An 18,307-nucleotide genomic window follows, 5' to 3' on the forward strand; every position below is an offset into this window, starting at 1 on the left:
GAGTCACCTTTTTTATTTTATTATTGGAACATACCTTGTAACGCACCCAGTCCAAGAGTTAAGACAAAGAAGACAATAGTAATAGTTGTTGCCTGCTTTTTACTTAAACTTGCCGTAATTTGAAGACCTAACCACGTTATAACAAATCCCCAAATTGTAAATACTTCAAATTTACTTGCAATACCTTTTACAACCCCGCTACTTGAAGCAAAGATAGGACCTAATCCAGTATACATTTCTTGTCCTGATCCACCTAAAACAAACGCTAAAACCGTATTCAACAATACGCCAAGTAATGAAATAATGCTTGAATATACGCTAATTGTTAATAATTTCTTATAAGAAGTATCATTGCTCATAAACATCATTAATACTTTATACACCGCTGCACTAATGAAGAAACTTATCCCCATACCTAAAGCACCAATTCCGAATCCCATACCAAACGTCACTGCAGGTGGAACGTCAAAACCTAACTCCTTATTAAGCTTAATGGCTTCTGGGGTTAAAGAGCCTACATAAGCAGCAAGTCCACCAATAATTGCTCCTAATAAAACAAGTATCCAAAACGCACCCCAAACCGCATTACTAGTCTTCATTCTCTCAAACTGCAAACCTGGAGATGTAATCATTCCTAATAATGATGGCTTCTTCGCACCTACATTTTGCGTATTAATATTCGCTTCCATTATAACGCCTCCTTATTATATTGGCATATTAGGTAAAAATGCCGCAATTAACATAACAATTGCCGCTAAGAATACTGCCTTAATAATGAATAAAATGATAATCGGAACAGCTGCTTTCACTTTACTTAATCCAGCTGTAACTTGTAATCCCAACCAAATTAATACTAAATTCCATAAATAGAACAATTCAATCGTATTACCGATTCCATATGCCATTGAACCTTGTTCAAATAATGGCCCCAAGCTTGTATATTGCGTTGCTCCACCATCTAAAATTAAAGCTATAACGCCATTAATAAGTCCACCAAGAATAAGAACAATATTCGTATATATAACAATCGTTAATATTTTTTTATAAGACGTATCATTTCCAAAGAACATCATAAATATTTTATAAATAGCTGCGACAAATAATGCACCAATCATTGTTCCTACAAAGCTTGATACACCACCATAAATAACTTCTGACGTAAGAGAACTCTTTCCAGAAAATTCACCTAATTCTTTCTGCAGCTTAATCATTTCAGGTGATGTGTTCACGACATAAGTCGTCAAACTGCCTACAAGTCCTTGTAACAATGCAACTAAGAAAAACATACCCCAAACTTTTTCGCTCGTCTTCATTCGCTCAAACTGTAAGCCTGGAGATGTAATCATTCCAAATAATGACGGCTTCTCTCCACCAACTTTTTGCGTATTAATATTCGCTTCCATTATAACGCCTCCTTCTATTTATATAACCCGTTCTAACGGGCGGTTCACATCCTCATGTAGAGGCTACGAACCGCCCACTAGAACGGTAACGTGTAGTAGAGAGCCCCCTCTCTACTACACTATTACTTACTCATAACGCAGTGCTTCAATTGGATCTAATTTCGCAGCTTTGTTTGCTGGAATTAATCCGAAGATAATACCAAGTGTCATAGAGAACAATACGCCTCCAACGACAACTTCCCATGAAACGAGCGGTGGCCACTTCGCAAATGTGGAAACAATATATGCCCCGCCATACCCAAGACCAATTCCTATCAAACCACCTAGAAGCGTTAACATAACTGCTTCAATTAAGAACTGTAATAAAATTTTACTACGTGTTGCTCCAAGTGCTTTACGTACTCCAATTTCACGCGTACGCTCCGTTACAGATACGAGCATAATGTTCATAACGCCAATACCACCAACGACTAATGAAATACCAGCGATACCGCCGATAATCATCGTCATAATACCAGTTACTTTAGAAACATTTTCTTGGAATTCTTTTAAATTCACCAGTTCATATTTACCTGGAATTTCACTTGGCTTACGACTATTTAATACATCAACAGCTTGTTTCCCAGCTACTTCTAAATCGTCTACATTTTTAGCTTGAATTGCGATATTTTGAATATCATCTGTTCCATATAAAACAGGCCATAACGTAAGGGGGATTAACGCTTCTTCCATTTCAAATCCCATAAACTCATTATCAGATCTATACACACCAATAATTTGCATTGGCTGCCCCTTCATCTCAATAATTTGTCCAACTGGGTTTACGTCCTTAAATAACGTCTCTTCTGTTTTTGTACTAATCATCACAACGTTATTTGCATGAGAAATATCTGATTCATTTAAAGTACGTCCCTTTACGACCTTTACTTTATTAACTGCAAAATATTCATTATCAAGACCAATAACATTCAGATTTGCTTTTTTATCATTTACATCAAGTACCTCTGAATTCTGGTTTGTCGTAATAACGTGTGAAACATCTTTCACTTGTTTTACTTCCAAAATATCCTCTTCAGTTAACTTCGGTATTTGAAATCCACCCATAGCAAACTCATCATTAATATCTGGTTTAAATTGAATTGGCATAAGGTTATTACCACCAGAACCTGCGAATTTCGACTTCAACATCGCTTCTCCGCCTTGCCCAATTGCAACGACAGTAATAATAGAACCAACGCCGATAATAATACCGAGCATCGTAAGAGCTGAACGCAGTTTATGAGCTAAAATAGAAGATAGGGCAATTTTTATACTATCTAGTAAACTCATACCGCACACCTTCTATCTTCTGTAATTTTCCCATCTCGCAGTACAATGCGGCGGGAAGAATACGCTGCTACTTCCTCTTCATGTGTAACCATAACAATCGTCGTACCTTCTGCATTGAGCTTTGTGAAAATATCCATAACTTGTGCACCAGACTTCGTATCGAGCGCACCTGTCGGCTCATCGGCCATAATAAACGTTGGGTTATTCGCAATCGACCTTGCAATCGCGACACGCTGCTTCTGTCCACCTGATAACTCACTCGGCAAATGATGAACTCTGTCTGATAAACCAACCTTGCTAAGTGCGTCCAGAGCTCTTTGACGACGCTCTGCTTTCTTTACTCCACCATAGATGAGCGGAAGTTCAACGTTTTCCACCGCAGAAAGACGTGGTAATAAATTAAAGTGCTGGAACACAAAACCGATATACTCATTACGAATTAAAGCTAGTTTTGACTCGTCTGCTGTTAAGATATTCACATCATTCAGCATATATTCGCCCTCTGTTGGACGATCTAAACAACCGATAATATTCATAAGCGTTGATTTACCTGAACCAGATGGTCCCATAATCGAAATAAACTCACCGCTTTGAATCGTTAAACTAATACCATGTAAGATCGGCACTGCCAACTTCCCTTGATAATACGTTTTAGAAATATTATTTAACGTAATCATTTCTCTTTCACTTCCATTCCGTCATACACGTTGTCGGAAGGATTTTTAACCACCTTTTGCCCCACTGTTGCGCCTTCAACAATCTCTGTCCAGTCTCCATCAGTAGCACCTTTTTTCACATTTTGTTTACGAAGCTTTCCTTTTTCTTCGATATAAACAAATGCATCTTCGCCTTTTTCTACAATGCTCTTAGTTGGAACAGCAATCATCTTCTTATTCTCTAAATTTACTTGCAGCGAAACGTGATAACCTGGAGATAAACCATCTTGGCTATCAAGACTTGCTTTATATGTATATTGAGACATATTTTGAGTTCCCTCACCAGCAGCTTGAGCCATCTCTGCACTCGTTGGGAATTCACTTACTTCCGTAATCTTACCTGTCCACTTCTTCTTATTATTTGCTTTCGCAGTTACAGTGAACGTTTGATCTTTTTGAATTTGTGACTTTTGAAGCTCTGTTAAAGTCCCTTGAACTTGGAACGGGTCTTTAGAAGCTACTTGTAAGAATGCTTTCCCTTGACCACCTAACGCCTGAGCTGAACTTTGCGCTGCATCTTTATCTAACTTTTGTACAACACCAGTAAAATTACTATAAATCGTAAGTTCGTTCTGTTTTTTACTTAACTCTTCTTTTTGTAACTTTCCTTTTTCTTTCTCAAGGTCAGTTGTCTTTTGTGCCATTTCTAACTCACTTACTTGCTCTTCCATTTGGTCTGTTACTTCTTTCCCAGCCCCACTATCTTTTACCTTCTTAATTTCTTTCTTCAATGAATCAATCTTCTTTTTCCCTTGATCGTAACGCATATCAGCCATCTTCTGATCAAGATCAGCTTGCTTCATTTGAAGATTAATTTCTTCATTATCATAAGAGAATAATTTCGTTCCTTTTTCTACTTCTTGTCCTTCTTTCACTGCAATATCTTTCACTTTTCCTTTAGTCGGATCCGCATAGAAACTTTCAATATTTCCTGGCTTCACTTGACCAGAAATTAATTTCGTATTATTAAGCTTACGCTCTGTCACTTTCTCAAAACTTACAGCATCTGTCTTCGCCGTACCTTTCTTCTTACCTTGCATAACAAAAATATTAACTGCTGCAACAATAACAATTAGTGCAATAACCCCGATAATAATCCATTTCTTCTTCTTGTTTGGAGTACGAACCGTATTTGGTAACATATTCTCGCTCCTTTTTATATCTTATAGTTTAATAGATATTTAATTATATAAAACTTTCTGAAAACAAGAGTTCCACTTACATTGTTACACTCATTTTACAAAGTTTTACACAATCATTTATATTGTAACAAAAATACCAATGATTAGAAATATGACATCCTATCTTTTAAGATAGTTTTAAGGAAAGATTATATTATATAGAAAAAGCCATCCAAAATGATAATTGGATAGCTTTTCTGAATAAAATATTACGCCGCTTTAGGAGCTTTTCTCTCATGTCCCATTTGAACGATTAGCAAGAATACTGTTGATAAAATACCGCCTGCTAACAGTAATATGAAGCAACCATCCCAGCCAGAACGATCAACAATAATACCAATTGCTGCGTTTGCTACGAAGCTTCCTCCAACATAACCGAACAGACCACACATACCAACTGTTGTACCTACTGCAAATTTCGGTACTAATTCCATTGCACTTAAACCAATTAAAAACTGTGGTACATAAATTAAACAACCGATAACAGAAACTGCAATACTCACAACAAGTATGCTAGTCGCTTGCCAATATACAACCGTACCAACAACAACCCCGGCCATACTCATAACACATAATGGCATACGTTTCCCTTTAAATAATTTATCGCTTAAAAATCCAACAATTAAAGAACTTGGAATCGCTGCTGCCTCAAATATTGAATACGCCGCATGCGCTTCTGTTTTTGTAAAACCTTTAACTGTTGTTAAGTAAATTGGTACCCAGTTAATAACACCGAAGCGAATTAAGTAAACAAATGCATTGGCAATACATAAGAACCAAACAAATTTATTTTTCACTACATATTTCATTAAAATTTCTTTTGACGACATCTTATTAGCATTATCTGCTTTTTCAAGATTTTCATAGTCATTACGATACTCATCAATTGGAGGAAGACCTTCAGATTCTGGTGTATCCTTCGCATTAATCCATACTAGAACTGAAATCACCATAGCGATAATCGCTGGGAAAATAAATACGCCACCTTGCCAATGACTTTCACCAAAAATGCCTACACCAATTCCAATGAATGGCGGAACAAGTAATCCACCAACGTTATGTGAAATATTCCAAAGACCTGTTTTCGTACCACGTTCTTTCTTTGAAAACCATTTCGTCATAACAATACTACAAGGTGGTGCTCCCATACCTTGTACAATACCGTTTAGAACAAGTAAAGTTAAAATCATCCCAAAGGAAGATGCATAGCCGAAACAAATATTAACAAGCCCAGATAAAAATAAACCTACTGCAATAAATCGTTGAGCAAATGCCTTATCCGATAAATTCCCCATGAAGAATTTACTAAGTCCATAAACAACAGCCATTACTGCCCCTAATAAACCGATTTGTGTCGTGCTAAATCCGAACTCGTCTACTAAATACGTAGTAGATAAATTAAAGTTACTACGAACTAAATAATAAGCTGCATATCCAACTGAAATCCCGATTAACACACGAATACGTAGTAATTTATATACACGGTCGATCATATCCGCTGGTAATCTCTCAATTGTAGGTGCTGGCTTAAGCCATTTAAACATATTCTCTCGTCTCCTTTTCTCACTGCTGAGAGAGACGTTGTCTATTCCATATCTCGATTATTCCACTATTTGATATATTTTTGTTCGTCCTTCTAACCGGCTGACCTTCTATCTCTTTCTGATTCTTCGCAAACATCGTTGGTACGCCAAACGAAACTTTTTCTAAAATGTGCCCCGCTTCTTCTGATAAACAATAATCAATAAATAAGTCCGCAATAAAACCACTCGGTGCACGCTTCAGTTTCGAAATCGCATTAACAGATAATCCTGTTTGCTCAGGTTCATTACTTACAATAGGAAAGCCTTGTTTCTGAAGCATTCTCTGATCTCCCGCAAAATTGATGCCTATCATATATTCACCGCTCGCAACCAGTTCTGCGGGCATATAACCATTCACCGTTACTTCACCAACTTGCCTTGCAAGATTCTTAACATACTCTTTCGCTTCTTCTTCACCTAAAGTATCAATAAGTGATTGAAACAAAGTATATGCTGTGCCAGAAACATTTGGATCAGGTATTGCAATCTTACCCGTATATACCGGATCTAATAAATCTTGCCACCTTGATGGATATGGAAGACCGAGCGGTGCTATTTCTTCATTCCACCGCTCTTTATTAATCGCGATTGCCAGTTTCTCCACTTCATAACCGTACCAATAACCGTCTTTATCTTTAACAGTCTTTGAAATACGGTTCGCATGCTGGCTCATAACTGGAATAGAAAGGTTCTTTTGCTTCATCATTTGATGCGCATCCACTGTGCCGCCAATAATAATATCCGCCTTCGGATTTCCAGCTTCCTCTTCTACTCTCCGAAGAAGTTCTTCTGTCGATAAGCGAATAAATTCATATGTACACCCGCGTGTTTTACAAAATGACGAAAGCAAAGCCTCACCAACTTCCTCACGGGCAGCTACATATGCAACGAGATGACGATCATTCAAAATAGGGAGACCACTTTTATTATATTTAATAGAGGTTGTATCTCGAGAGCAACTAGACATCGCTCCTCCGATTACTAGCAAAAAGAAGAAAAAGGCTATCTTTCTCATGACACATTCTCCTTTACAAATAACTCTGCTAGGGAGCCCTTCATATACATGACATTCCCGTTATTATCACCGAGATATTGCACAACAAAGTACGATGGATACACAGAAATAGTTAGAATATCTTCCCGCTCATTCTTTACACGCTTACCTGTTTTATAAGCAGTAACATAAGCAATCGGCTCATTCTGTGATTGTAATAATTTCTGAATTTCTCCGTAATCTGTAATTTGCTTTGCGTATCGAATAGAATCAAATATTTGCGTAAGATCTATAGTACCTATTATATCCCCTTGCCTCACTACAACTTCCTTTGCCTCCGCAAAGAAATTACTAATGCGCTCTGGTGTATAATACAGACTTAACAAATACGTTTGAAATGCTGAGATCATCGGATCCGTGCCATTCTTTCCGTATACATTAGCCTCATACTGGAACAAGTCACCTACTGCAAAAGTACGTTTATGTCCATTCAAGTACGTTACTTCTCCAGTAAATACTTGTTCTTGATTCTTAGCTTCTCTCGGCTCTATTCGAATTCGGTCAAAGAATGAAACAATCGTATGCAAACGAACTTCATCCGTTACAACAATTTCTCCCCACTTCTCATGCCTTACTTTCACTTCAGTAGGAAGGGATTCATTCACTCTTTGTAAAACGGCTTGTTTGTCATCCACAATTGTAATTCGGTTGTATATTTGCTTCTCAATAACATAAAACAAAATAAGAGAAACGATCATACAAAAGACAAACATAAGAATTTGAAATGATAGCCTTTTCATTTCTGCCTACCTCCAAGATAAAAAAACGTTGTTTCGAAAATACCGCATAATTGTTTCATAAATGTATCATTTAACCGCTTTCAAGTTTTTTATGTCTTCCATCCGTCTCGGAAGTAAAAATGTCATACATATTATAGTTCCCATTTCTTCACTACTCTCAATTCGCATACTTCCGCCCTGCTTCCTCATAATCTCCTGACAAATGTATAAGCCATAGCCATTCCCATAACTAGAAGGGAGCACCTTACCTTCCGGAGACTCATTCCATTCTGCAAGCACACCTTCATCCATACCAATACCATCATCATGAACAAAAACCTTCGCTTCCTGCTCATTTATAATTACATTCATACGAACTTGCGTAGCATCACTATATTTAATCGCATTATCAAGCACATTCAAGAAAATTTGCTTCGTCTTATCAAAATCCGCAACGACGTGTACTTCTGTTAACTCATTCATAACTTCAATTTCAAACTGCTGCAACCTGAGTTTCACAATCAAAATTGCTTCTTCTGCCAATTCTTTAATATTCACGACTGTAGGTGACACTTCAAACGTACTCTTCCCGTACTTGGAAGACTTAAGTAATTCCTCTACAAGTGATAATAGACGCTCACTTTCTACAGCCACATAACGAAGACTCTCCTGCACATCCTCCTTCGATTGTAACTTCGGAATTAAATCCACATAACCGATAATTGCCGTAAGCGGTGTTTTCAGCTCATGCGTAATGCGGTCCAAGAAATCTTTCTGTTTCTCTTTCTCTTCCTTCAACTGCTTAATATGCAGCTCAATCCCATCAGCCATCGCATTAAAGGACGCTGAAAGCTGCGCAATTTCCACATACTCATTCAGCTCAATCTTACTTTCATAATCTCCATTCGCAAGCCGATGCGCCATTTGCCTTAACTGATCAATTGGTTTATGAAGAGACTTCGCCAAACGAATCGCAAAGAAAATACCAGCAGCTACTAAACAAAGAGACGTCATTAAAAACGTCCAACTCACATTTGTTAAAACTTCCTTCTCATCCGTTAACTCATTTATAAAACGAATACTACCAATGACATCGTTTCCATAATAAACCGGACTTGAAAACAAAAGAATTGGAGCTGGGTCTCCCTCCTCGAAAACATAAGATTTCTTTCCCTTCAAAGAACTCCCAATATCAATATTCCGATGAAGTAACGCTCCCTTTTGTGTATCTGCAACAACATCCCCATTCTTCCCAATCATCTGCACCCGGACATCCATTCGCTTCGCTAAATACGAAGCAATTAAAAGCGAATTAGGACCTAGCGTCTCCACTTCTGCTTCCTTCTCTAAATAATTCATCGTATACATTTGCGCTTCCACACTTAACTTTTCTAAGGAATCCGCCGCATTATGATACACATTCTTCTCCAGTGCAATATAAACAACCGCATACAAAAGAACAAGAATTGGAATCAACAATCCAACTATCCCAAACACCATATTTCGTTTTAAAGACATATCATCACCACTTAACAATCTATCTTATAGCCAACGCCATAAATTGTCTTAATATACTCCCCGTTCGAACCAAGTTTCTTTCGAAGCCTCTGCACCATAATATCAACCGCTCTCGTATTCCCTATATACTCAAAACCCCACACTTTCTCGAGTAACTCATCCCTCATAAACACACGTTGCGGATTCGAAACAAACAACTGACATAAATTAAACTCTCGGTACGTTAACTGAATCTCCTGTCCACCCACATGAACCTTTCTCTCCTTAGGACAAATCACTAACTCACCTGCGCGAATTACTTCATGACTTACAGTTGCCTCCTCCTTCTTCACACGCCGGCTCATATTCTTCACCCGAAGAATAAGCTCCGCATAATTAAAAGGCTTCGTCACATAATCATCAGCTCCAAGCTGAAGACCAAGTAACTTATCATTCATCTGACTCTTCGCTGTCAGCATAAGCACCGGAATATCACGATCCTTCTCCCGGAATAAACGTAATAACTCATACCCATCCGTATCAGGAAGCATTACATCTAAAATAAGTACATCCGGCTGCTCATTCCATCTATCTAAAGCTTCTCTCCCATCAGCCGCCGTCAACACTTCATATCCTTCCATCTCTAACTGCATCCGAATCAAATTACGAATACTCGATTCATCATCTACTACAAGTATTTTCATCATTCTCCTCCTTTCATCCTGTATTATAGTACAGTTTAGTATAGCAAAAATCATACAAAAAAAGAGAGGATATTGTCGAACATATTTTGTCGACGATACTCTCTCCTGTTATATATTCTCTTATACGCTCGCAATAATAAATTCAGCACGTCCTACAATCCTATATTCCCCAAAGTCACTTGGTAATATGAGATGATCTCCTTGCTCAAATGAATATTTCTCAGTTCCATGTACCAACTCTCCTTCTCCATCTATTACACTTACGAGAAGAAATGGACTTTTTTGCGTCAAGTTAACCACTCCGTCTAACTCCCATTTTCTCACTGAAAAATAAGAGCACTCCATAAACCTTGTTACATGTAAATCCTCTATTTTTTCATATTGAACAGTTCGTTGGTCTGAAACAAATGGTGTTTCTATCACTTCAATACTTTTCTCAAGATGCAGTTCACGTAATTCTCCCTCTGAATCTCTCCTATTATAATCGTATAATCGATAAGTAGTATCAGAGTTTTGTTGCGTTTCTAATATTAAAATGCCTTCACCAATTGCATGAACCGTTCCACTCGGAACAAAGAAAAAATCACCTGGCTTCACTTTTACACGTTGTAATAGCTTGTCCCACTCCCCTTGTTCAACCATATCTACTAGTTCATCCTTTGTCTTTGCATGATGCCCATAAATAATCTCAGCATCCTCTTTGCAATCAATGACATACCAGCATTCAGTCTTTCCTAGCTCACCATTTTCATTTATACGTGCATACTCATCATTCGGATGTACTTGAACAGATAAGTCACGATTTGCATCTAAAATTTTTGTAAGAAGAGGGAAACGATCCCCCTCAATATTCCCAAATAACTCTCGATGATTATTCCACAATTGTCCTAAAGATAAGCCTTTATACTTTCCGCTCTTAACTACACTTTGTCCGTTCTGATGCGCAGCAAACGCCCAACATTCTCCCGTTTGTTCTGATGGTATTTCATATCCGAAAGAAGTTAATTTCGTACCACCCCAAATTCTTTCTTTAAAAACGGGTGCAAAAAATAACGGTTCTGTCATGATTAAAATCCTCCATTTTATACGATGTCATCTAATAATTTATGTGCTTCCTCTTTCGTTTGGACGGATATTAATCTCTCTCTATAGCTATCATCCATAAGTTTTCGTGAAAGCATTTGAAGAATCTTCAAATGTTCATTCCCTTCACTCTCTTTCGGAACTGCGATCATAAATATTAATTTTGCATCCGTTCCGTCTAAACTTTTCCAATTTACTCCTGATTGCTTAATTCCAAATACAACACTCGGTTTTTTTACTGCATCCGATTTCCCATGAGGGATCGCAATATTCATTCCAATTCCTGTAGTGCTCTCTGCTTCACGATTCATAATAGCTTGCTTAAATTCCGAATCAGAATGTAAAGCACCTACAGTATTTAATTTCCCAATCATTTCATCAATAATATCGTCACGTGTCTCTCCCGATAGGTTAATATCAATAAGCTCTAAGCTCGTTATATCTGTTAACTTCTGAATTTCTACCTTTTCAGCTTTCTTTTCTATTACTTGCTCTTGAACTTCCGCTACTTCCTTTGTTGCTGAAACTTCTTTCATTTCTTTTGATTCTTGTATTTCTTCAACTTTTGAAATATCTTTCTTTAATACGTTCACAACGACTGCTGTTACAGTAGAACCTACAATAATAGCAACAAAGAACATAAATACATTATCCACTGCTCCCAGTACAGCGACAATTGGCCCACCATGTGCTACTCTATCACCCACATTACCAATCATTGCAATAACAGCACCAGTCATTGAGCCAGCCATAATACTTGGAATCACACGTAATGGATCCTGCGCTGCAAACGGAATAGCGCCTTCTGTAATACCGAATAAGCCCATCGTAAATGAGGCTTTCCCCATTTCTCTTTCTGACTCTTGAAATTTGTTCTTTCCTATAAATGTAGCAAGTCCCATCCCGATTGGTGGAATACAAATTGCCGCTGCAATCGGCCCCATAATTTCATAATTTCCTTCTCCAATCATTGCAGAACCAAATAAGAATGCTACTTTATTTACCGGACCACCCATATCGAATGAAATCATTGCCCCTAAGATTAATGCTAAAAGAATTGAACTTGAACCTTGCATACCCGCTAACCAAGCCGTTAATGATTCAAATACTTGTGCTACAGGAGCACCTATAATAAATACAAAGGCTAAACCAACAATAAGCGATGTAAATACCGGAATGATAATAATTGGCATAATTGGTTGTAGCGCTTTTGGTACTTTTAACTTTTTAATTCCTAAAGCTACATAACCGGCTAAGAAACCTGCGATAATTCCTCCTAAGAAGCCAGCCCCACTCTCACTACCATAGAAACTTCCTGTTGCTGCGATATATCCGCCAATCATACCAGGAACAAGCCCAGGCTTATCAGCTATACTATAAGCAATATATCCAGCTAGAATTGGAACCATAAATGAAAATGAAGCTCCACCTATTTGCTCAATTGTTTTCCAAAAAGACCCTTCTGGTATTACTAAACCGCCAGGAGTTTTCTCACCACCAAGTGTTAATGCAATTGCAATTAATAATCCCCCTACCACAATGAAAGGAACCATGAACGATACACCATTCATTAAATGACGGTATATTGGATTTTGTTTTCTTCCTTGTGAATCATTTCCTGTTTTTTTCACATCCGAATGATAAACAGGAACATTACCATCTACTATGTTTTGAATTAGCTCCTCCGGTTTACGAATACCGTCTTTAACTCCTACAACTAGTAGCTTTTTACCTACGAATCTATCTTTATTTACTACTCGATCTGCAGCTATAATGATGCCATCTGCTTCACGAATTTCTTGCTCAGTAAGTTCATTTTCAACACCTATACCACCTTGTGTTTCAACTTTCATTTGAACTCCTAATTTATCTGCTGCTTTTTGTAAGTTTTCTGCAGCCATATAAGTATGAGCAATCCCATTTGGACACGATGTAATCGCTAGTACTTTCATTTTAATCCTCCTCAACCTTATGTAAGCGCCTACAAGTAATATATATCAAGATTTGATTCATAAAAGTTTTCTTTTTTACCGTAACCTCCGGAAAAAACACTTTTTTACCGAAGCAAACAAAATAGGTAAGGCTTCTCGCCTTACCTATTCATATCTCAAATGAGATAAAAATTTCATTATATTCGTTTCCTTTATAAGCTTCTGAACAAAAATAGGTTGCTCACTTATAAAAGATAGCTCATGAAATAGTTGTTTCGTAACTTCCTTTCCATCACTCTTAACCGCCAGCATAAATACAAGCGATACCTTCTCTACTCCCCAATCCAATGGTTCCTTAAGCGTAGCGACTGCAATTACGGATTGTTTAATTAGCTTAGGACTTCCATGCGGGATAGCGACACCTGCACCAATTGTCGTTGCTGACATTCTATCTCTAGCAATTGCATTTTCAATATACTCTCTCTCTACATATCCCTTTTCATAAAGAGATTTCGCTAATCTTTCAATTAATTCATAACGATGCTCTACTTCTTGTTGTAGGAAGACCAGAAAAGGAGTCGTGTAATTCAATAACACAAAGTCCTTATTTTCATTAGAAAGTGGTTCATCTAACTTCTTCATAAAATCCTCTAATTTATTTTCTTCACTCTGCTCTAATAAAGGAGATACGACATAATGAGGAATCTTTAACTGTGGAAGATCAATCGTAGAAATTATAAGCTCTACCTTCTGATTTTTCATCAAATACTCTTCTAAATCGGACTTTGCTATACAATCCATCACATGAACATACCGAAACTTTCTTTCAATTTTTGTTCGTAATAATTGCGACATTCCTATTCCCATGTGACAAACTATAATTACATTTTTCGATACCTTTTTATCACTTAAACGCTCCATCGCTGCCTGAAAATGTAAAGTAATATACGCCGCTTCTTCCTCAGGAATTTGTAGATTTAATAATTTATTTACATCATCCAACTCATGGATTAACATATCAAACATATAAGGATACATTCGCTTAATTTCATGAAGCATTGGATTAGAAACAGAAAGATTATATTGCAAACGATTTAATGCCGTATACAGGTGCATCTGCAATCCTTCTAATAAAAATTTATCCTTCCCGAAATCGATTTCATTCAAACTAGACATACGCTCTATTAAATGCGATACAACTTGCGAAAGCACAGGACTACTCACATTGAGCTTATTTCTTTCCCATTCATCTTGATAGCGAAATTTCCCTCCTAAAATATGAATGGCTAAATAAGCCACCTCTTCTTCAGTAAAATGGACTGTAAATACAAACTCTAACCTTGTTAAAAAGTCTAAAGTCCATCCGTATTCTTTCGTCTCTCGTACAATTTTCAAATCCTCTTTAGGCATTGAAATTGGTTGTTTTAACTTCATTCTTCGAACCATAATCAATGTATGTAATAAAAGATTTTCTAACGTATCATCTGTAAAAAATGTAGAATATCTTTTTTGTAACGCTTTCAATTCAGTTATTACAAATTCAATTTCATGATACAAAAATTGCTTTTTAATAAATTGATTCATTAATTCCTGACTATGAATTAAATCTGACAGTTTAGCTAACGCTTTCCTCTTACTTCTCTCTTCTCCTTCTACTGTTAATCCTACCCTTTGCTTTGAAATTAACTCTAATTCCAGTTCCTCAAACCACTTTTCAATTTTATCTAAATCCTTCTTAATCGTAGCTCGATTGACAAAATATCGCATGGCAAGCTCCTGTACCGTAACCGTTTTGACACTCATCAACAAGCTGTACGCAATTTGCAATAATCTCTCTTCATCTGATTCATAACTTATATCCTGTCTTACAGCATACAGTCTATTGAACAAATTCGACTTATCATAATCCTTAATCTCTAAATACACACCTAAACCCGGTTTCCGAATAAGAATTGCATCTGAATACCTTTCTAAATACTCCTCAATCACTTTAAAGTCATTGCGAATCGTCTTCTCAGAACAGCCTACCCTATCAGCAAGCTCCTGCACTAACAAATACTCATTCGGCTCAGATAATAAAACTTGTAAAATTTCCTGTTGCCTTTTATTCATCTGCTTCACCTGTTTCTTCTATCCTTTGTACCCAGTATGTTACTAACTTAGTGCATTTATCATAACATATTGGTAGATTCGTGAATCGATGGATTTTATTGTTTGGAATTTGTTCATTTTTATATACATAAAAAAACCTCAAAAGTAGTCAAAAAACTACTTTTGAGGTTTTTAAAAATTATTATTTCTCATAACCATTAGGTTTCTTCTGATGCCAATCCCACGCATGCTCAATAATTGTCTTCACACTTACATACTCAGGATTCCATCCTAACTTCTCTTTCGCCTTTTGAGAAGAAGCTACTAAGCGCGCCGGATCTCCTGCTCTTCGTGGCGCTATCTCAGCAGGAATCTCATGATTCGTAACTTCACGAACTGCATCAACGATTTCTTTTACACTGAAGCCATTACCATTTCCTAAGTTGTAGAAATCACTCTCTCCACCATTTTGCAGGTCTTTAAGTCCTAAGAAATGAGCTGCCACTAAATCTTCAACATGAATATAATCACGGATACAAGTACCATCTGGTGTATTATAATCATCACCAAACATCATAATCTTCTCACGTTGACCTAACGCCACTTGTAAAACAAGAGGAATTAAATGTGTCTCTGGGCGATGATCTTCCCCAATAATACCACTTGGAGTTGCACCAGCCACATTAAAGTATCTGAAAATCTTATAACGTAAATTTGAAGCTTGGCTATACCAATGAAGCATCTTCTCAATCGCTAACTTCGTCTCTCCGTACGTATTCGTCGGATTTGTCATCGTTTCCTCAGTAATAAGGTCTACATCTACCTCACCATAAGTCGCCGCAGTAGAAGAGAAAATAAACTTATCTACTTTAAACTCGTCCATTACTTCTAGCAAGCAAAGTGCACCATACACATTGTTATTATAATATTGAAGAGGCTTCTCCATACTAACTCCAACTAAAGAATCAGCCGCAAAATGCATAACCGCCTCGATACTTTCTTGTTTAAAAACATCTCTTAAAAATGCTTTATCACGAAGGTCACCATTATAAAACTTCGCACCTTCCGTAATCGCATCTTCATGACCAGTTTGTAAGTTATCTACTACTACTACAGATAAACCTTCATCCACTAATTTTTTAACAGCGTGAGAACCGATATAGCCAGCTCCGCCGCAGATTAAGATTGAGTTCATTGTTTTCCTCCCACATATCTACTAGGTTTTCTTAATTACTTTACTAATATAAAAGGTATACGATTGCTCGTATACCTTTTATATACCCTCCATTACTTAGCCACAAAATAATCCGTTACATATTGCGCCCAAACTTCATGCCCTTTAGCACTTGGGAAACCAAACTCTTCTTGTAGGTACGGTAAAATTTCTTTCGTTGTTGCATCAGGCCAAACTGTCCAATGATCAACATATGTATAACCATTTTGCGTCGCAAATTGTTTTAATGCTTCAATCGCTTTCGGATAATTCTTCGCACCATACACTGGATTTGATGGTTGAATCATAATTGTAGCACCCTTTGCACTAGTAGAAAGTGCTTGCACAAACTTCTGTGTACTCGCTACAGAATTTCCATTACCAGTTTTTCCGTTATCAGTAATAAATGGTGGCTCAAATAAAATTACATCTGGATTTTCTTTCGCAATCTCTTTATCACGTTTATTCGTGATTAATTCCTCTGTACTTTCACCCTTATATTCCTTTACTGTCACATTCCAAAAACCTTTACCGTAAGAAGCCTCTAAATTAGCAGTTAACTTAGCTGCCCAAGCATCTTTTTCAGATGAAGAAGCTTCATCACCAACAATAACAAGATTTACTGCCTTTTTATCCGCAGCAGCTTTCCTCAACTTCTCTTTCACTGCATCTGGCAAGTTCTTTGCGTATGCTTCATTAAAAGATGCCTTTGCATCTTCTTTTTTCTCTTCTTTCTTCGCTCCGCTATCTTTCACTTCAGCCTTTGTCTTCGTTACTTCACTCGTTTGCCCTGTTGCATTCGCAACTTTCTTATTCCAATACAATTTACCGCTCACAACCGAAGCAATAAACAGTACAAAAATAAACAGGACAATAACTGCTTTCTTATTCATCGATTCACCTCATCTATTAATCTCACAACATATAATACTAATATAAATTCATGCAAAAATAAACCCAACTCCTTCCAAAGGAGTTGGGTTCAACCTTACTTCGTCAATTCAAGATGCGCCCTTAACTTATTCGTTAAATCTTGTTTCGCTGCATCTGGAACATAGTAGTACCAAATGCCATTAGCGGCTTTGTGGCCGTCACCTGGGATTTGGATTTCTTCAGTATTTTGTATGCAATCTTTATAGTTCTTTTGAATATCAAACATTTGATCCTGAGTTAAACTTGTTTTAACGTTTTTCTCGATTGCTTTTAATACATCACCGTAGTTTGCCAAAGAAGATACACTTGCACCCTTTTTAATTACCGCTTGGATTACTTGACGTTGGCGCATTTGGCGGCCGAAGTCACCGCGTGGATCTTGATACCTCATTCTAGAATATAACAATGCTTTTTCTCCATTTAAATGCAAATCACCTTTTGCGTAATGAACACCATCAATTGTAAAGTCCATATCATTATTAATATCTACTCCACCAACAGCATCTACAATATCTTTAAATCCTTCCATATTCACTTCAATATAGTGATCAACAGGAACATTTAAGAAATTCTCTACTGTTTTTACTGACATATTAATTCCACCAAAAGCATACGCATGATTAATCTTATCTTTCTCCCCTTTTCCTACAATTTCAGTGTAAGAATCACGTGGAATGCTAGTAATTTTCATTGATTTTTTAGCTGGATTTAGCGTAAATAACATTAAAGAATCTGAACGTCCCTGATCTTCACCACGCTGATCTACACCCATCATTAAAATAGAAATAGGTTTTTTATCAGCTACATCAACTTTTTCTGAACGTTTATCAGACTTATCACGATCTAGTGGCTTATGAACCGTATCCAATG

At 37.0% G+C, this 18,307-nt stretch carries 16 protein-coding genes; all 16 read right to left on the reverse strand.

Annotation, left to right across the window (positions count from 1 at the left end):
• Window positions 1-20: 20 nt before the first annotated feature.
• The gene (locus V7038_RS07415; RefSeq protein WP_335469701.1) at window positions 21-689 is read right to left on the reverse strand and encodes a Yip1 family protein; all 669 of its coding nucleotides are present in this window, start codon (window positions 687-689) and stop codon (window positions 21-23) included.
• Between the two features lie 15 nt (window positions 690-704).
• A complete protein-coding gene (locus tag V7038_RS07420; RefSeq protein WP_335469703.1) occupies window positions 705-1,403 on the reverse strand; it encodes a Yip1 family protein in 699 nt (232 codons plus the stop codon).
• 126 nt (window positions 1,404-1,529) lie between these two features.
• Window positions 1,530-2,732, reverse strand: coding sequence for an ABC transporter permease (locus V7038_RS07425; protein WP_002198815.1), 1,203 nt, complete (start codon window positions 2,730-2,732; stop codon window positions 1,530-1,532).
• Entirely contained in the window at window positions 2,729-3,409 is a 681-nt protein-coding gene (locus tag V7038_RS07430; protein ID WP_002198814.1) for an ABC transporter ATP-binding protein, read from the reverse strand. The genes V7038_RS07425 and V7038_RS07430 overlap by 4 nt, the downstream gene beginning before the upstream one ends.
• Window positions 3,406-4,590 carry an efflux RND transporter periplasmic adaptor subunit gene (locus tag V7038_RS07435; RefSeq protein WP_335469706.1) on the reverse strand — a complete coding sequence of 395 codons (1,185 nt, stop codon included), beginning with the start codon at window positions 4,588-4,590 and terminating at the stop codon, window positions 3,406-3,408. Before V7038_RS07435 ends, V7038_RS07430 begins: the two co-directional genes overlap by 4 nt.
• Window positions 4,591-4,838: 248 nt before the next feature.
• Window positions 4,839-6,173: an MFS transporter gene (locus tag V7038_RS07440; protein WP_335469708.1), complete on the reverse strand. Its 1,335-nt coding sequence runs from the start codon at window positions 6,171-6,173 to the stop codon at window positions 4,839-4,841.
• Window positions 6,174-6,192: 19 nt separating this feature from the next.
• The gene (locus V7038_RS07445) at window positions 6,193-7,227 is read right to left on the reverse strand and encodes an ABC transporter substrate-binding protein (protein ID WP_335469710.1); all 1,035 of its coding nucleotides are present in this window, start codon (window positions 7,225-7,227) and stop codon (window positions 6,193-6,195) included.
• Window positions 7,224-8,006: a DUF3919 family protein gene (locus V7038_RS07450; protein WP_098988427.1), complete on the reverse strand. Its 783-nt coding sequence runs from the start codon at window positions 8,004-8,006 to the stop codon at window positions 7,224-7,226. Before V7038_RS07450 ends, V7038_RS07445 begins: the two co-directional genes overlap by 4 nt.
• Window positions 8,007-8,072: 66 nt before the next feature.
• Window positions 8,073-9,503, reverse strand: a complete 1,431-nt coding sequence (locus V7038_RS07455; protein WP_335469712.1) for a sensor histidine kinase — start codon at window positions 9,501-9,503, stop codon at window positions 8,073-8,075.
• 11 nt (window positions 9,504-9,514) lie between these two features.
• On the reverse strand, window positions 9,515-10,186 hold the full coding sequence (locus V7038_RS07460; RefSeq protein WP_335469714.1) for a response regulator transcription factor: 672 nt from the start codon (window positions 10,184-10,186) through the stop codon (window positions 9,515-9,517).
• Window positions 10,187-10,306: 120 nt separating this feature from the next.
• Complete coding sequence (manA, locus tag V7038_RS07465; protein WP_002112970.1) at window positions 10,307-11,251, reverse strand: mannose-6-phosphate isomerase, class I; 945 nt, start codon at window positions 11,249-11,251, stop codon at window positions 10,307-10,309.
• A 17-nt stretch (window positions 11,252-11,268) separates the two neighbouring features.
• Window positions 11,269-13,221 (reverse strand): PTS fructose transporter subunit IIABC, encoded by a 1,953-nt coding sequence (locus V7038_RS07470; protein ID WP_335469716.1) that lies wholly within the window; start codon window positions 13,219-13,221, stop codon window positions 11,269-11,271.
• 144 nt (window positions 13,222-13,365) lie between these two features.
• Window positions 13,366-15,312 carry a BglG family transcription antiterminator gene (locus V7038_RS07475; RefSeq protein WP_335469718.1) on the reverse strand — a complete coding sequence of 649 codons (1,947 nt, stop codon included), beginning with the start codon at window positions 15,310-15,312 and terminating at the stop codon, window positions 13,366-13,368.
• 181 nt (window positions 15,313-15,493) lie between these two features.
• Window positions 15,494-16,486, reverse strand: a complete 993-nt coding sequence (gene galE / locus V7038_RS07480) for a UDP-glucose 4-epimerase GalE (RefSeq protein ID WP_335469720.1) — start codon at window positions 16,484-16,486, stop codon at window positions 15,494-15,496.
• Window positions 16,487-16,578: 92 nt separating this feature from the next.
• Window positions 16,579-17,397, reverse strand: a complete 819-nt coding sequence (locus V7038_RS07485; RefSeq protein ID WP_335469722.1) for an SGNH/GDSL hydrolase family protein — start codon at window positions 17,395-17,397, stop codon at window positions 16,579-16,581.
• A 95-nt stretch (window positions 17,398-17,492) separates the two neighbouring features.
• Window positions 17,493-18,307, reverse strand: an 815-nt coding sequence (gene tagU, locus V7038_RS07490; protein ID WP_335469724.1) for a polyisoprenyl-teichoic acid--peptidoglycan teichoic acid transferase TagU, incomplete at its 5' end; no start/stop codon positions are given.

The sequence above is a fragment of the Bacillus sp. JJ783 genome, assembly GCF_036963225.1.
Taxonomy (GTDB): domain Bacteria; phylum Bacillota; class Bacilli; order Bacillales; family Bacillaceae_G; genus Bacillus_A; species Bacillus_A cereus_U.

Bases quoted from the DNA above. Each gene is read 5' to 3' on its own strand.
- V7038_RS07415 (WP_335469701.1), bottom strand. From the start codon at position 689: ATGGAAGCGAATATTAATACGCAAAATGTAGGTGCGAAGAAGCCATCA.
- V7038_RS07420 (WP_335469703.1), bottom strand. From the start codon at position 1,403: ATGGAAGCGAATATTAATACGCAAAAAGTTGGTGGAGAGAAGCCGTCA.
- V7038_RS07425 (WP_002198815.1), bottom strand. From the start codon at position 2,732: ATGAGTTTACTAGATAGTATAAAAATTGCCCTATCTTCTATTTTAGCT.
- V7038_RS07430 (WP_002198814.1), bottom strand. From the start codon at position 3,409: ATGATTACGTTAAATAATATTTCTAAAACGTATTATCAAGGGAAGTTG.
- V7038_RS07435 (WP_335469706.1), bottom strand. From the start codon at position 4,590: ATGTTACCAAATACGGTTCGTACTCCAAACAAGAAGAAGAAATGGATT.
- V7038_RS07440 (WP_335469708.1), bottom strand. From the start codon at position 6,173: ATGTTTAAATGGCTTAAGCCAGCACCTACAATTGAGAGATTACCAGCG.
- V7038_RS07445 (WP_335469710.1), bottom strand. From the start codon at position 7,227: ATGAGAAAGATAGCCTTTTTCTTCTTTTTGCTAGTAATCGGAGGAGCG.
- V7038_RS07450 (WP_098988427.1), bottom strand. From the start codon at position 8,006: ATGAAAAGGCTATCATTTCAAATTCTTATGTTTGTCTTTTGTATGATC.
- V7038_RS07455 (WP_335469712.1), bottom strand. From the start codon at position 9,503: ATGTCTTTAAAACGAAATATGGTGTTTGGGATAGTTGGATTGTTGATT.
- V7038_RS07460 (WP_335469714.1), bottom strand. From the start codon at position 10,186: ATGAAAATACTTGTAGTAGATGATGAATCGAGTATTCGTAATTTGATT.
- manA (WP_002112970.1), bottom strand. From the start codon at position 11,251: ATGACAGAACCGTTATTTTTTGCACCCGTTTTTAAAGAAAGAATTTGG.
- V7038_RS07470 (WP_335469716.1), bottom strand. From the start codon at position 13,221: ATGAAAGTACTAGCGATTACATCGTGTCCAAATGGGATTGCTCATACT.
- V7038_RS07475 (WP_335469718.1), bottom strand. From the start codon at position 15,312: ATGAATAAAAGGCAACAGGAAATTTTACAAGTTTTATTATCTGAGCCG.
- galE (WP_335469720.1), bottom strand. From the start codon at position 16,486: ATGAACTCAATCTTAATCTGCGGCGGAGCTGGCTATATCGGTTCTCAC.
- V7038_RS07485 (WP_335469722.1), bottom strand. From the start codon at position 17,397: ATGAATAAGAAAGCAGTTATTGTCCTGTTTATTTTTGTACTGTTTATT.